Raw genomic sequence first — 13,102 nt, 5'->3', positions numbered from 1 at the left:
TCCAATCACGGATTCGCGAATGACAACAATGTATTCGCAGCCATCATGGCAATTTCTGGACAGCGTCTTCCACGTTCCCGTGCCTGCCACAGAGGATGAGGGCGGAGCTTAAGGCGCCCTACGCTTCCACGCCATCGATCATCGCCACCAGTGTCGAGAGCCTGTCCGCCTCCGCCGGCAGCTTGTCGGCGCGCAGCCGCGCAATGCGCGGGAAGCGCATGGCGACGCCGGATTTGTGGCGGGTGGAACGGTTGATGCCCTCGAAGGCCACCTCCAGCACGAAGCCGAAATCCGGCGTGGCACGCACTGCCCGCACCGGACCAAAACGCTCGACCGTATTGTCGCGCACGAACTTGTCCAGCACCTCCAGCTCCGCATCGGTGAAGCCGAAATAGGCCTTTCCGACAGGCACAAGCTGCTCGCCATCCTCGCCTTCCGCCCAGACACCGAAGGTGAAATCGGAATAATAGCTCGACCTTTTGCCGTGGCCGCGCTGCGCATACATCATCACGGCGTCGATATTATAGGGATCGCGTTTCCACTTGAACCACGGCCCCTTGGCGCGGCCGGCCTGATAGGCGCTGTCGCGGCGCTTGATCATCACACCCTCGATCACCGGATCGGGCGGGGCGGCGCGCAGCGTGTCGAGTTCCTGCCAGCTGGAAAAGCCGATCAGTGGCGAGAGGTCGAAACGGTCATGCGGGGCGTGCTCGATGATATCCGACAGGCGGCCGCGGCGCTCCAGATAAGTCTGCGCGCGAATATCGCTCTCGCCCTCGAACAGCAGGTCATAGGCGCGGATGAAGGCGGGATAGTCATCCAGCATCTTCGCTGTCACCGTCTTGCGGTTCAGCCGCTGCTGCAGGTCGGAGAAGGTGCGGGTGAGATTGTTGGAGCGCGCTGTCCCGCCGATCAGCAATTCGCCATCCATCACGCCTTCGAAATCGATCGCCTCCAGAACATCGGGAAAAGCGCCGGAAATATCGTCGCCGGAGCGGGAATAGAGTTTTCGTGTCCCTCCGGCGCGGGACAGTTGCACGCGAATACCATCCCATTTCCATTCGGCGGCATAGTCGGCCGGGTCCAGCGCATCGAGGTCGCCATCGGAAACCGGCGTCGCCAGCATCACCGAATGGAAGATGGCGGGTGTGGCCAGTACCGGCCGCCCGGACTTCCCCTCAAGCCAGGCGAAAAGCGGCGTATAGGGCGGCGTCAGCCCGTGCCAGAGGGTCTCGATTTCGGTGATGTCTTTCCCGGCAAAATCCGCCAGCGCCTGCCGTGCCAGCCGCGCCGAAACGCCGATGCGCAGACTGCCGGTGGCGAGTTTGAGGAAAGCGAAACGCGAGGACGTATCGAGCCGGTCGAGCAGATCGCGCACCGCGCTGCGCACCTCCGTGCGGCCGAGCGAATTCATCAATGTGACGACGTCGCCGAGGCGCGGGTCCTGCGCCTCGGAATCATCCGCGCCACCAATATTGCCCCAGACCAGCGAAATGGTCTCGGCAAGATCGCCGACATAATCATAGGAATAGCGAAACAGCACCTCGTCCATGCGCTCCAGCACCAGCTCGCGCAGCAGGGCAGGTTTGACGCTTTTGAGGTCCAGCGTGCCGGCGATCGCCGCCAGCCCGTAACCCCGGTCGGGATCGGGCGTATCGCGGAAATAATCGGTCAGCAGCTTCAGTTTGCCGTTGCGCGAGGGGGTGAGAACGAGACGGTCGAGCAGCGTGGCGAAGGCTTTCATCTCAATCCCCCTCATCCTCGTAACCGACAAGATGCAACGGCTTGGCGGCAATGCCCTGCAATTGACACCAGCGCACTAGCGCCTCCTCACGGCCATGGGTGACCCAGACGGCCTGCGGCGAAATTTCCCTTATCGTCTCCAGGAGTTCCGGCCAGTCGCAATGATCTGATATCACCAGCGGCAGCTCCACACCGCCCTGTTTGGCGCGCTGCCGCACCATCATCCAGCCGGAGGCGAAGGCAATCAGCGGTTCGTTGAAGCGCCGCGCCCAGCGTTCCTGAAAAGCCGAGGGCGGACCGACGACAATCGCGCCCTTGAAGGCGGAGGGATCGCTTTTTTCGAGCGTTGCGGGGCGCAGATCGCCGAGATCGATACCCTGCGAAACGTAATAATCGCAAAGCCGCGCCAGCGCGCCGTGAATATAGATGGGATCAGAATAACCGTTGTCGCGGAGCAGCCGGATGACGCGCTGCGCCTTGCCGAGCGAATAGGCCCCGACAAGATGGGTCCGTTCGGGAAACTGGTTGATGGAGGTGAGCAGCTTGCCGATTTCCACGCGCGGCAGCGGATGGTGGAACACCGGCAATCCAAACGTGGCCTCGGTGATGAAGACATCGCACGGCACCGTCTCGAAGGGCGCGCAGGTGGGGTCGATGCCGCGCTTGTAGTCGCCAGACGCGACGATGCGCAGGCCGTTCATTTCCACCGAGATTTGCGCCGAACCCAGCACATGGCCGGCGGGATGGAAACCGGCGGTGACGCCGTTCACCTCCACCCTCTCTCCGAATGTGACCGCCTGCTCGCTGCCGCAGAAATCCTCACCGTAACGGATACGCATGATATCCAGCGTCTGGCGCGTGGCCAGAACCGCGCCATGGCCCGCGCGGGCGTGATCGGAATGGCCATGGGTGATGAGCGCCCGCGCCACCGGGCGCACGGGATCGATATAAAAATCGCCCGCAGGGCAGTAGAGGCCCTTGGGCGTGGAATTCAGGAGCTGTTCCGGCTTCATATTCATTGAGATAGGGCCGCCCGCGCGAATGTAAAGTGCTGCGAGCATAACGCGGAACGGGCGCTAAATTTCCAGTGGGGGTGCTTTTGTTTTGCCACGCGCCATTTCGGCGTTGAGCCGCAGCTGTATGGAGTTTTGGTACGAAGTTCGCGGGCGCAACGCCAACGCACGACCGGCTTACAGGGTCGCCATGGGATTTAAACTTGCAGAAACGTATCCAATCGGATACATACCATCATGAACAGCTTCGAGAAATCGGCGGAGTTCGACGAATGGCTGAAGGCTTTGAAAGATCGTGCCGGCAAGGTGCGGGTTCTTCATCGTCTCACGGCGGCCGAGCATGGGAACTTCGGCGATTGTGAGCCGGTGGGTGGAGGCGTTTCAGAAATGCGTATCCACCACGGCCCGGGTTATCGGGTCTATTTCACTCGCGTCGGCAAGAGAATCTATTTCCTTCTGATCAGCGGGGACAAGTCTTCGCAAAAGCGGGACATAAAACGCGCAATCGGGATGGCGCAGACAATAGGAAGGGATGGCCGTGACGGAATTTAGCCAATTCGATGTGTCGGACTATCTGGATATCGATGAAGCCATGATCGAATATCTGGCGGTCTCGATGGAAGATGAAAACCCTGACGTGTTCATTGCTGCCCTTGGCGCAGTCGCCAGGGCGCGCGGAATGTCACATGTTGCGGATGCTTCGGGTCTGGGCCGTGAAAGCCTCTACAAAGCACTTAAGCCCGGTTCGAAGCTTCGCTATGAAACCGTGCAGAAAGTCCTGCATGCACTGGGCTTCCGACTGGCCGTCGAAAAATCATTGAGTGCTGCGTAAGGCTGGGATTTACGCCAGCCTTACGACTATATGTCACTACTCCGCCGCCCCTTCGGCTGGCTTCGCCTGCACCGCCGCCGGCAGTCGCACCGGTTTCAGCATCAGCGCCGCCGCAAGGCCGATGGCGGCTGTTGCGGCTGCGGCGAAGAAGAGCGGCGTAAACGCATCCGAATAGAGCGAGGCGACGGCGGCCTGCGAGGCGGCCGGCAGTTCGGAGAGCATTTTCGGCGTCAGTTCCTCGATCTTGCCGACGCCGGGAATATCGACCGCCACACCCTTGAGGCTCGATGACACGATGGCGCCATAGACCGAGATGGCAATGGCAGCACCACCCATGCGGGTCAGGGTCACCGCGCCGCTCGCCGCACCGATATCCGCCTTGGGTGCCGAATTCTGCACGCCGATGATCGGCGCCTGCTGGCCGAGGCCGACAGCAAAGCCTTGTGCCAACATGAGGACCGCAATCACCCAAAGCGGCGTTCCGGCATGCATCTGCGTGAACAGCAGCATGGCGACGAGGTTGATGGAAAGGCCCGCCACCGAGAAGGGCTTGTAGACGCCGGTGATCGAAATCAGCCGTCCCGCCGAAAGCGAGCCCATGACGATGCCGCTGGTGACGGCGATGAAGAACAGGCCGGCATGGGAGGGCGAAAGCCCGGTCGTGGTCTGCAGGAACAGGGCATAATAATTGACCATGCCGATACCGATGCCGCCGCTGGTCAGCGAGACGATCATCAACAGTGGAAAGGTGCTGTCCTTGAAGAGCCTGAGCGGCACCACGGGTTCCGGCGCGCGGCGCTCCACCTGTACCCACAGGAAAGCGGCGATGACGGCGAAAGCGATGATGCCGAGGCTGGGGCCTGCGATCAGCGAGCCGAACAATTCGCTGCTGTCTGCCCAGAAGACCACGCTGGCAATGGTGGCCGCCAAGAGGACCGCGCCGAGATAATCGATCTTCGGCTGGCGGGCCGGACGACGGTACGGCAGCATCAACGCCAGCCCTGCAATGACGATAATGCCAAGCGGCAGGTTGATGAGGAAGATCGACCGCCAGCCGAACAGGTCGCTCATCGTGCCGCCGAGGATCGGGCCGACACTGCCTGACGCCATGATGGTGAGGCTGGAATAGCTCTGGTAGCGGGCGCGCTCGCGCGGTTCGAACAGATCCGCATTGACGGAAAAGATCGACACCATGATGCCGCCGCCGCCAAGCCCCTGCAGCACGCGGGCGGCAATCAGCGAATCCATCGACCACGCCAGACCGCAGGCGAGCGAACCCAGCGTGAAGATGACGACCGCCGCGATCATCACATATTTGCGGCCGAACAGATCGCCGAGCTTGCCATAAACCGGCATGACCGCGCTGGTGGCCAGAAGATAGGCCGAACCGATCCAGCCGAAACGCTCCAGCGCGCCGAACTCGCCGACGATGGTGGGAAGTGCTGTCGATACGATCTGGTTATCGAGGGTCGCCATGAACATGGCCAGCATCAGGAACAGAAAGACGATGAGCCTGCGCCGATGATCCGACACAAGCGGCGCCACGGGGGCGGTGGACATATCCATGAAAAATCTCGTTGGCTTCCGGCAGTTTTGCTGCGACAATTTGTGTGCTATCAGCATATATATGTCAATGGCAAGTTTTTGACATCTGTGCTAATGCCGCTAAATGTGATCGGAAAACAGCATCGAAAGGGACGAGGAAGCGTGGCGACTGAGGAAAACTGGAACGAGGATCTGCCCGAGGACATCAAGCGGATCGGCAATACGATGACGCGCATGCGCATCATGATCGGCCGCCGCATCATCGGCCGCATGGCGCTTGCCAAGCTCGCTCCGGGTCTCGAACTCTCCCATATCGACGTTCTCGATATTCTGCGCCGCGCGGAAGGCGATGTTACCGTGGGTGCGATTGCCGAAGGCATGCGCATCGACCCCTCGCGCGGCAGCCGTGTCGTCGCTGACATGGTCGGGCGCGGCCTGCTGAAACGCGGCGTTTCCCAGGAAGACGGCCGCCGCAGCATCGTTGAGATCACACCGCTCGGCACCAGTCTTCTGCAGGAAATGCGCCGGACCAAGATGAGCGTCATCGAGGACGTGATGGATGGATGGCCGGCGGAGGATGTGGAGACATTCGCCCGCCTGTTCGAACGTTTCATCGACCGTTTCGAATATCGCCTGTCGCCGGATACGGACGTCTTCACGGATCAGAAAAAATCATAGCTGCCCCGGCGATCTGCAACTTCACTTTAAAACGACGAAACCGTAACGTGCCGCGCATCGAACTGGTCAAGGGGTAATTTCGATGTTGACGATCTACGGTGTCTACCGTTCCCGTGCCACGCGCACGCTGTGGCTTGCGGGTGAACTGGGCATAGAATTCAAACATGTGCCCGTGATACAGGCCCGCCGCCTTGCCGATCCGCTGGCTGCGGATGCGCCGCTCAACACGCTCTCCCCGGCCTTTCTGGCCATCAACCCGATGGGCACCATTCCCTGCATCGAGGATGACGGCATGGTGCTTTACGAATCCATGGCGATCAATCTCTACCTCGCCCGCAAATATGGCGGACCGCTTGCACCTGTCGACCTGAAGGAAGATGCGGCGATGCTGCAATGGTCCTTCTTTGCCGCCACCGAAGTCGAAACCAATTCGCTGAAGATTTCTTCCGCCATTGCCGAGGGGCTCTCGGAAGGCGATGCCGGCAGAGCCGTGATCGATGTCGCCGCCCGCCTCTTGAAACGCCCTTTCCGGGTGCTGGAACAGCATCTTTCCGGCCATGACTATCTGGTGGGCGACCGTTTCACCGTCGCCGATCTCAACGCGGCGGAAATCGTTCGTTACGCGCAGGGCCACAAGCCGCTGTTCGATGCCCATCCGGCGCTGAAAGCCTGGCTCGCCCGCTGCCAGGCGCGCACGGCGTTCAAGACGATGTGGGACAGCAGGGCCGCCGAGGCGGCCTGAGCGGTTAAGCCCCTTACCCCTCCGTCATGCCGGACCTGATCCGGCATCCAGCCAGCCCAAGTCCTTGGGCTGAAAGGGGTCCTTCTCGCCGCGCAGACGCGCGTCGGCTGGATTCCGGCTCAAGGCCGGAATGACGGAAATACTGAGCCTCTCAGCCCCTCTCGCCCGCCAGCGCCCTCTGCACCGCAGGGCGGTCGTTCATGCGGCGAAAGTGGTCGTGCACCTTGGGGAAACGGGCAATATCCACGCCATCGCTTTCCAGCCAGCCGGACATGACGAAAAGATAGGGATCGGCGACCGAATAGGCCGTACCAAGAACCCAGGGACCGTGCAGCATGCCGTGCTCGATCAGTTCGAAGCACTCGCCCATGGTCTGCGGCACCTTGGCTTTCATATCGGCCAGCGAACTATCCTCATTCGCCCAGCGGCTGCCGCGCCGGCCATGCGCGTGGGCAACATGCACGGTGGAAGAAATGAAGGCGTTGAAGGACTGCATCAGCGCGAATTCGAATGGATCGTCAAGCGGCGCGAGCTTCTTCTCAGGCGCCATCTGCGCGATGAAGGCGAGGATGGCGGGCGTCTCCGTCAGCACGCCGCTTGCCGTGGCCAGTGCGGGCACGCGGCCCTTCGGATTGATCTTTAAAAATGCCTCGGAGCGTTGCTCGCCCTCCGCGAAATTGACGCGGTGGGCCTTGTAAGGCAGGCCGGATTCCTCAAGCACGATATGGCTGGCGCGGGAGCAGGAACCGGGGGAGAAAAACAGTGTGAACATGGATATGCGACCTCCAAAGCAATGAAGCGCCCGTTTCTTCCTCATGCGGACGCCGCCCCTCGGCGGCCATGGGATGGCCGTCACACGCAGGGCAGGTCATCATCGTGCCCGCAACCGGCCGCGTCAAAGGTTATTTAGAGACCGGCGACTCTGATATCGCCGACATGGATGCCGTTCCAGTTGCGCATCTGCCGGTTCGCCATGCCGCTCAAAGCCTGCTGCTCGGCGCTGCCTTCATCGAAATAGCGCGCAAGCAATGCCGAAACCATGGCTTCCGCCGCACGCGTCGTGCCGTCTTCGCATTTCACCGCCATGGCAATGCCCTTTTCCGGCAGGGCGGCGACGAAGACGCCTTCAGCGCCGGTCTTGGCGAAGATTTTTCCCGGTGCGATCTGCATCAGTTTCGTGCAGGCGCGGCCGGTGCCCGCCACGTAAAAGGGCTCCACCATGCAGGCCTCGACGAGACGGCGCGAGGCTTTCGCACGGCCCGGTTCCAGCCCTCTGCCCGTCGCCATTTTCGCGAAACCATGCGCCAGCCCTTTGAGCGGAACGGCATAGGTGGGGATGGAGCAGCCATCCACGCCGCAATTGTCCTGGCCGAGAGCAGCACCCGTCAGGCTTGCCATCGTGGCGCGGATTTCCTGCTGCAACGGATGATCGTAACCGACATAGCCCTTGGGGTCGGTGCCGGTGTGGCAGCAGGCGCAGATGAAGCCCGAATGCTTGCCGGAGCAATTATTGTGAAGCGCCGTCGGCTTTTCCAGCGTGCGGGCCTGATGGATGATGGTTTTCTGGTCGGAAGACCAGTGCGCGCCGCATTCCAGCGTATCGGCATCCCTGCCCGCTTTCGCCAGCATCGAAGCGGCGAGCTCCACATGCGCGTCCTCACCGGAATGCGAGGAGCAGGCAAGCGCCAGTTCACGGTTGCCGAAGCCGTAGGCATCCGCAGCACCGCTTTCCACCAGCGGCAGCGCCTGCATGGCTTTGCAGGCGGAACGCGGGAAGATGCCGCGCTCGATATCGCCAGCCGAAAACAGCACGCCGCCATCGCCATCCACCACCACGGCAAGGCCCTGATGGCGGCTTTCCACGAGATTGCCGCGGGTGATTTCGACGGTAACGGAATTGTTCATTCTCTCAGCCTCAAAAAGTTCTGATTTTATCCCGTTGATACCGCAATTGATTTTTCGATGCACGGGGCTATCAGTGAAATTTGCAAAACGTCTGCTGCTGGCGATTGCCGTTATCTACCTGCTTCCCGCGCTGGCATCGGCCGGGCTGTGGGCCATGCGGGACCATCCGCGCGGCTGGAACGCCGCCAGATGGTCGTCCTCCGGCATGCTGCCGGCGGCGTCCAGCAACGGCGAAGCCGCCGTCTATGTCTTTTCCGCCATGACCGGCGGCTTCAAGGGCTCCGTCGCCAGCCACGCCTGGGTCGTGCTGAAAAAGCCGGGCGCTACGAGCTATGACCGTTACGACAAGGTGGGCTGGGGCACGCCGATCCGCCACAATGGTTATGCGGCGGATGCCTACTGGTATTCCAACATGCCGCGCCAGGTGGTCGCCATTCACGGCGCAGAAGCGGAAAAGCTGATCCCGAAGATCGAAAAGGCGATTGTCGATTACCCCTATGGCCGGCCGGGCGGCTATCGCATTTATCCCGGCCCCAACTCCAACACCTTCGTCGCCCATGTGCTGCGCAGCGTGCCGGAACTCGGCGTCGTGCTGCCGCCGGATGCCGTGGGCCGCGATTATCTGCCGGACGGCGCGTTTTACCACATCGCCGACGACTGGAAGGATGCAAGCGTTTCGCTCGGCGGCCTGTTCGGCATTTCGGCAGGTACGCGCAGCGGTTTCGAGATCAATTTTCTCGGTCTTGTCGCCGGCATCGATTTCAGCAGGCCCGGCGTGAAGATACCGGGGCTCGGTTATTTCGGCGTGGCGGGCATCCGCGCGTAAGCGGTTAGGTTTCGCCGGCCTGAGCAGCGCGTCTGGCGCGGATGCTCTGAGCGATGAAGACACGCGACAGGCCATGATAAAGCGGCTCGCGGGAGAAAAGCCGCGATGTCAGGTATCCGAGCATCGATGCGGCCATGATGGGCATGACGCCTTCATGGTTGCCGGTCATTTCGAGGATGATGACAAAAGCCGTCATCGGCGCCTGCACCACGCCGGCAAAATAACCCGCCATGCCGACGATGGCGCCAAGGCCGATGCTGGTGCCGAGCAGGGTGGCCATGGTGCTGCCGAAACCCGCGCCCACCGACAGCGACGGCGCGAAAATGCCGCCGGGAATGCCCGACATCATGGCAAGGAACGTCGCCGCCAGTTTTTCGATGAAGAAGAATGCGGGCGCGGCCTCGCCCTCGATTGCCGCACGCGCCTGTTCGTAACCGGTTCCGAAGGTCGCGCCGCCCGTTGCGATGCCGAGGACGGCGGAGGCAAGGCCCCAGGCGGCGGCGACCGCCAGCATCCGCTTCAGCGGCATGGCCTGGGCGAATCGCCGGATGCGGGCGGAAAGACGCAAAGCGCCTGCGCTAAACAGCGCACCGAACGCGCCGCCGCCAATGCCGCAGACCAGAACCAGCAGCCAGTCCATGGTCGTTTTCGCCATCACCGAACTGGTGCCGAAATAGGTATAGCTGCCGACCAGCGCCAGCGAAGCGAGGCCCGACAGGATGACGGCAGTGAGAACGAGGCCATTGGCGCGGGATTCATAGGTCTTGCTCATTTCCTCGATGGCGAAGACGATGCCCGCGAGCGGCGTGTTGAAAGCCGCCGCGATGCCCGCCGCCGAGCCAGCGAGAATGAGACCCTTCGCCTGCGCCATGCCGCCCCAGCGGGCGGCCTGCAGCATGATCGAAGCGCCAACCTGAACGGTCGGGCCCTCACGGCCGATGGAGGCACCGGACAAAAGCCCGGCCACCGTCAGCACCACCTTGCCGAAGGCGAGTTTCAGCGACAGAAGCCGCGAACGGTCCGCATCTTCCCGCAGGTGCCGCGCGGCGATGGCCTGCGGAATGCCGCTGCCGCCGGCATTTGGGAAAACCGTGATCGCGAGCCAGGCGCAGAGCGTGAAGCCGAGCGGCGTGATGATGAGCGGCAGCAGAAAGGCCCATTCGCCCGATGATGTCGCCGCAAAGAAAAGGTGCTGGGCCCGATCCGCCGCCCACGCAAAACCGACGCTGATAAGGCCGACCGCAATCGCGCCAATCCAGAAAACCGCCCTCGGCCTCCACACCCGCCAGGAGCCCCAGACGACGCGGGAACGGCGGAGCATCTTCAGCTTTTTGTAGTCGACGGGCATGGCGGTCCAGATCGGTGATTTTGATGGTCGTCATCAGGCGGGAAGCCCGTTTATCCGCCTCTCGGGCGGGGATTGCAAGGTTTTGCATTTGACAGACCGCCCCTATCGGCGCATTCTGCGCATCGCAATTGCAACGCATGGAGACGCAATATGAAAACGGCGACATTGCCTTCGCTGCGGGTAACGGCGGATTTTCGCGAGGCGGCGGAAAGCGTGCTGAAGGACGGCGAAACGCTCTCTTCCTTCGTTGAGGATTCCGTGCGTAGGCAGGTGGAAATCCGTAAATCACAGGCAGAGTTCATTGCGCGCGGGCTGGCCTCGCTCGAAGAATCCAAACGCACGGGGATTTTTTATTCGGCCGAAGAGGTGCATTCGGAATTGCGGGCGATGCTCGCCGCCAAGAAAGCTGAGCGTGGCGAGTGACCTTCAATCTCCGGTACACGATTGCAGCCCGAGCGGACATAACACGGCTATATGATTTTCTACTGGAAAAGGATTTTTCGACGGCGGAAAAAGCCGTGGACCGAATCATTTCAACGATTGAGGGACTGAGCGAATTTCCTTTCGCAACGCGCAAGGCGCCTGGGGACAACGCACTCTTACGAGAACTGCTCGTTCCGTTCGGATCTTCCGGTTACATCGTCCTCATTCAAATCGAAGATGCGGAAACCGTGTCCATCCTCGCGATCCGCCACCAGCGCGAGGACGATTACCATTGACCCTCACCGGTCGCTGACGGCCGCGCGCGGGTTCACCCAAGGTTCCTGATTGGAACGCGGCAGCGGGGTTTTGCCGAGAATATGATCCGCCGCCTTTTCGCCGGTCATGATCGACGGGCCGTTGAGATTGCCATAGGTCACATGCGGGAAGATCGAGCTGTCGGCGACCCTCAAGCCTTCTACGCCAATCACCCGGCATTCGGGATCGACGACGGCCATCGGGTCGTCCCTGTCGCCCATGCGGCAGGTGCCGCAGGGGTGATAGGCGCTTTCCAGATGCTCCCGCAAAAAGGCATCGATCTCCTCATCCGTCTCCACGCTTTCGCCGGGCTGGATTTCCGGCCCGCGAAAATCGTCAAAGGCTTTCTGGCTGAAGATGTCGCGCGTCAGGCGCACGCAATGGCGGAATTTTTCCCAGTCTTCCGGGTGGCTCATATAGTTGAAGCGGATGACCGGGTCGTCATGCGGATCGGCCGAGCGGAGCGTGACATTGCCGCGCGATTTCGACAGGTTGTAACCCACATGCACCTGAAAACCATGGCTTTTTGCTGCCGCCTTGCCATCATAGGAAATGGCGACGGGCAGGAAATGATACTGGATGTCAGGCTGTTTGAGACCGGGAGCTGAACGCAGGAAGGCGCAGGCCTCGAACTGGTTGGAAGCCCCGAGACCACCCTTCGACAGCAGCCATTGCGCACCTGCCACGCCCTGCCAGAACCACGGCAGCCAGGAATAGAGCGAGACTGGCTTGGTGGAGACCTGCTGGAAATAAAACTCCATATGGTCCTGAAGATTTGCGCCCACGCCTGGGCGATCCGCCTTCACCTCGATGCCCATGTCTTTGAGATGTGCGGCGGGGCCGATGCCTGAGAGCATCAGCAGTTTCGGCGAATTGAAGGAGGATGCCGAGACGATGACCTCGCGATTGGCCGTGATGGTTTCCACCACGCCCTTGCGCTCGATCTCGACGCCAACCGCGCGACCGTTCTCGATGACGATCTTGCGGGCGAAGCCGTTGACCAGCGTGACATTGCCGCGCTTCAGCGCCGGTTTCAGATAGGCATTGGCGGCGGACCAGCGGCGACCATTATGGATGGTCTGCTCCATCAGGCCGAAACCCTCCTGCTTGGAGCCGTTATAATCGTCAGTCAGTTCGAAACCGGCCTCAGCGCCGGCCTGAATGAAGGCGTGGAACAGCGGGTTGTTGACCGGGCCGCGCTGCACATGCAGCGGCCCATCCGTGCCGCGCCAGCCTTCCTCGCCGCCATGGCTATGTTCCATCCGCTTGAAGTAAGGCAGCACATCCGCATAGGCCCAGCCATGCGCGCCAAGCTCTTCCCAGCGGTTGAAATCCTCGGCATGGCCACGCACGTAAACGAGGCCGTTGATGGAGGACGAGCCGCCGATAACCTTGCCGCGCGGTGCCGTGATGCGGCGATTGTCGAGGTTCGGCTCGGGCTCGGAGAGATAACCCCAATTATAGCGCTTCATGCTCATCGGCCATGCGAGTGCGGCCGGCATCTGGATGAAGGGTCCGAAATCCGAACCGCCTGCCTCGATGACGGTGACAGAATAACGACCGTCTTCCGACAGGCGATAGGCGATGGCGGAGCCTGCGGAACCCGAACCGACGATGACGTAGTCTGCTTGCATGATCTGCTCTCTCCGATGAGCGTTGGTTCCGATTGATTGCTGCCGGGTGGGGCTTACCCCCCTCTGCCCTGCCGGGCATCTCCCCCTCAAGGGGGGAG

Annotated in this window: 14 protein-coding genes; 7 read left to right on the top strand and 7 right to left on the bottom strand. The window is 61.5% G+C overall.

Features of this window, described 5'->3' with window-relative positions:
* Positions 1-118 precede the first annotated feature (118 nt).
* The gene (locus N5D22_RS25230) at positions 119-1,744 is read right to left on the bottom strand and encodes a cisplatin damage response ATP-dependent DNA ligase (protein WP_279658566.1); all 1,626 of its coding nucleotides are present in this window, start codon (positions 1,742-1,744) and stop codon (positions 119-121) included.
* 1 nt (position 1,745) lies between these two features.
* Positions 1,746-2,756, bottom strand: coding sequence for a ligase-associated DNA damage response exonuclease (locus N5D22_RS25225; protein ID WP_279658625.1), 1,011 nt, complete (start codon positions 2,754-2,756; stop codon positions 1,746-1,748).
* A gap of 237 nt (positions 2,757-2,993) precedes the next feature.
* Here N5D22_RS25225 and N5D22_RS25220 point away from each other — a divergent pair, with 237 nt between their 5' ends.
* Positions 2,994-3,308: a type II toxin-antitoxin system RelE/ParE family toxin gene (locus N5D22_RS25220; RefSeq protein WP_279658565.1), complete on the top strand. Its 315-nt coding sequence runs from the start codon at positions 2,994-2,996 to the stop codon at positions 3,306-3,308.
* Positions 3,289-3,588, top strand: coding sequence for an addiction module antidote protein (locus N5D22_RS25215; protein ID WP_279658564.1), 300 nt, complete (start codon positions 3,289-3,291; stop codon positions 3,586-3,588). Before N5D22_RS25220 ends, N5D22_RS25215 begins: the two co-directional genes overlap by 20 nt.
* Before the next feature lie 36 nt (positions 3,589-3,624).
* Here N5D22_RS25215 and N5D22_RS25210 read toward each other — a convergent pair whose 3' ends face one another.
* Complete coding sequence (locus tag N5D22_RS25210; RefSeq protein WP_279658563.1) at positions 3,625-5,154, bottom strand: MDR family MFS transporter; 1,530 nt, start codon at positions 5,152-5,154, stop codon at positions 3,625-3,627.
* Positions 5,155-5,295: 141 nt separating this feature from the next.
* Between N5D22_RS25210 and N5D22_RS25205 the strand changes: the two genes are divergently transcribed.
* Together N5D22_RS25205 and N5D22_RS25200 are read left to right on the top strand one after the other, a co-directional pair.
* On the top strand, positions 5,296-5,811 hold the full coding sequence (locus N5D22_RS25205; RefSeq protein WP_279658562.1) for a MarR family transcriptional regulator: 516 nt from the start codon (positions 5,296-5,298) through the stop codon (positions 5,809-5,811).
* A gap of 82 nt (positions 5,812-5,893) precedes the next feature.
* Positions 5,894-6,553, top strand: a complete 660-nt coding sequence (locus tag N5D22_RS25200; RefSeq protein ID WP_279658561.1) for a glutathione S-transferase family protein — start codon at positions 5,894-5,896, stop codon at positions 6,551-6,553.
* Between the two features lie 151 nt (positions 6,554-6,704).
* Here the strand turns inward: N5D22_RS25200 and N5D22_RS25195 are convergent, their stop codons facing one another.
* Both N5D22_RS25195 and N5D22_RS25190 read right to left on the bottom strand, forming a co-directional pair.
* Positions 6,705-7,325, bottom strand: coding sequence for a glutathione S-transferase family protein (locus tag N5D22_RS25195; protein WP_078051121.1), 621 nt, complete (start codon positions 7,323-7,325; stop codon positions 6,705-6,707).
* Between the two features lie 134 nt (positions 7,326-7,459).
* A complete protein-coding gene (locus N5D22_RS25190) occupies positions 7,460-8,458 on the bottom strand; it encodes an asparaginase (protein WP_279658560.1) in 999 nt (332 codons plus the stop codon).
* Between the two features lie 73 nt (positions 8,459-8,531).
* On the opposite strand from N5D22_RS25190, the gene N5D22_RS25185 reads away from it, so the two are divergent.
* Positions 8,532-9,284, top strand: coding sequence for a DUF3750 domain-containing protein (locus N5D22_RS25185; RefSeq protein ID WP_279658559.1), 753 nt, complete (start codon positions 8,532-8,534; stop codon positions 9,282-9,284).
* A gap of 4 nt (positions 9,285-9,288) precedes the next feature.
* Here the strand turns inward: N5D22_RS25185 and N5D22_RS25180 are convergent, their stop codons facing one another.
* Positions 9,289-10,632 (bottom strand): chloride channel protein, encoded by a 1,344-nt coding sequence (locus N5D22_RS25180; protein WP_279658558.1) that lies wholly within the window; start codon positions 10,630-10,632, stop codon positions 9,289-9,291.
* 150 nt (positions 10,633-10,782) lie between these two features.
* Between N5D22_RS25180 and N5D22_RS25175 the strand changes: the two genes are divergently transcribed.
* Both N5D22_RS25175 and N5D22_RS25170 read left to right on the top strand, forming a co-directional pair.
* The gene (locus tag N5D22_RS25175) at positions 10,783-11,055 is read left to right on the top strand and encodes a YlcI/YnfO family protein (RefSeq protein ID WP_279658557.1); all 273 of its coding nucleotides are present in this window, start codon (positions 10,783-10,785) and stop codon (positions 11,053-11,055) included.
* Positions 11,052-11,351 (top strand): type II toxin-antitoxin system RelE/ParE family toxin, encoded by a 300-nt coding sequence (locus N5D22_RS25170; protein WP_142843916.1) that lies wholly within the window; start codon positions 11,052-11,054, stop codon positions 11,349-11,351. The genes N5D22_RS25175 and N5D22_RS25170 overlap by 4 nt, the downstream gene beginning before the upstream one ends.
* Before the next feature lie 3 nt (positions 11,352-11,354).
* Here the strand turns inward: N5D22_RS25170 and betA are convergent, their stop codons facing one another.
* The gene (betA, locus tag N5D22_RS25165; RefSeq protein WP_279658556.1) at positions 11,355-13,004 is read right to left on the bottom strand and encodes a choline dehydrogenase; all 1,650 of its coding nucleotides are present in this window, start codon (positions 13,002-13,004) and stop codon (positions 11,355-11,357) included.
* Positions 13,005-13,102: the final 98 nt, after the last annotated feature.

This window comes from Agrobacterium sp. GD03872 (genome assembly GCF_029840625.1).
Classification (GTDB): domain Bacteria; phylum Pseudomonadota; class Alphaproteobacteria; order Rhizobiales; family Rhizobiaceae; genus Agrobacterium; species Agrobacterium fabrum_A.
The sequence above is the reverse complement of the archived record's forward strand: the minus strand, read 5'-3'. Positions and strand labels throughout refer to the sequence as shown.

Excerpts from the sequence above, each read along its gene's own strand:
- N5D22_RS25230 (WP_279658566.1), bottom strand. The coding sequence starts at position 1,744 with ATGAAAGCCTTCGCCACGCTGCTCGACCGTCTCGTTCTCACCCCCTCG.
- N5D22_RS25225 (WP_279658625.1), bottom strand. The coding sequence starts at position 2,756 with ATGAAGCCGGAACAGCTCCTGAATTCCACGCCCAAGGGCCTCTACTGC.
- N5D22_RS25220 (WP_279658565.1), top strand. The coding sequence starts at position 2,994 with ATGAACAGCTTCGAGAAATCGGCGGAGTTCGACGAATGGCTGAAGGCT.
- N5D22_RS25215 (WP_279658564.1), top strand. The coding sequence starts at position 3,289 with ATGGCCGTGACGGAATTTAGCCAATTCGATGTGTCGGACTATCTGGAT.
- N5D22_RS25210 (WP_279658563.1), bottom strand. The coding sequence starts at position 5,154 with ATGGATATGTCCACCGCCCCCGTGGCGCCGCTTGTGTCGGATCATCGG.
- N5D22_RS25200 (WP_279658561.1), top strand. The coding sequence starts at position 5,894 with ATGTTGACGATCTACGGTGTCTACCGTTCCCGTGCCACGCGCACGCTG.
- N5D22_RS25195 (WP_078051121.1), bottom strand. The coding sequence starts at position 7,325 with ATGTTCACACTGTTTTTCTCCCCCGGTTCCTGCTCCCGCGCCAGCCAT.
- N5D22_RS25190 (WP_279658560.1), bottom strand. The coding sequence starts at position 8,458 with ATGAACAATTCCGTTACCGTCGAAATCACCCGCGGCAATCTCGTGGAA.
- N5D22_RS25180 (WP_279658558.1), bottom strand. The coding sequence starts at position 10,632 with ATGCCCGTCGACTACAAAAAGCTGAAGATGCTCCGCCGTTCCCGCGTC.
- N5D22_RS25175 (WP_279658557.1), top strand. The coding sequence starts at position 10,783 with ATGAAAACGGCGACATTGCCTTCGCTGCGGGTAACGGCGGATTTTCGC.
- betA (WP_279658556.1), bottom strand. The coding sequence starts at position 13,004 with ATGCAAGCAGACTACGTCATCGTCGGTTCGGGTTCCGCAGGCTCCGCC.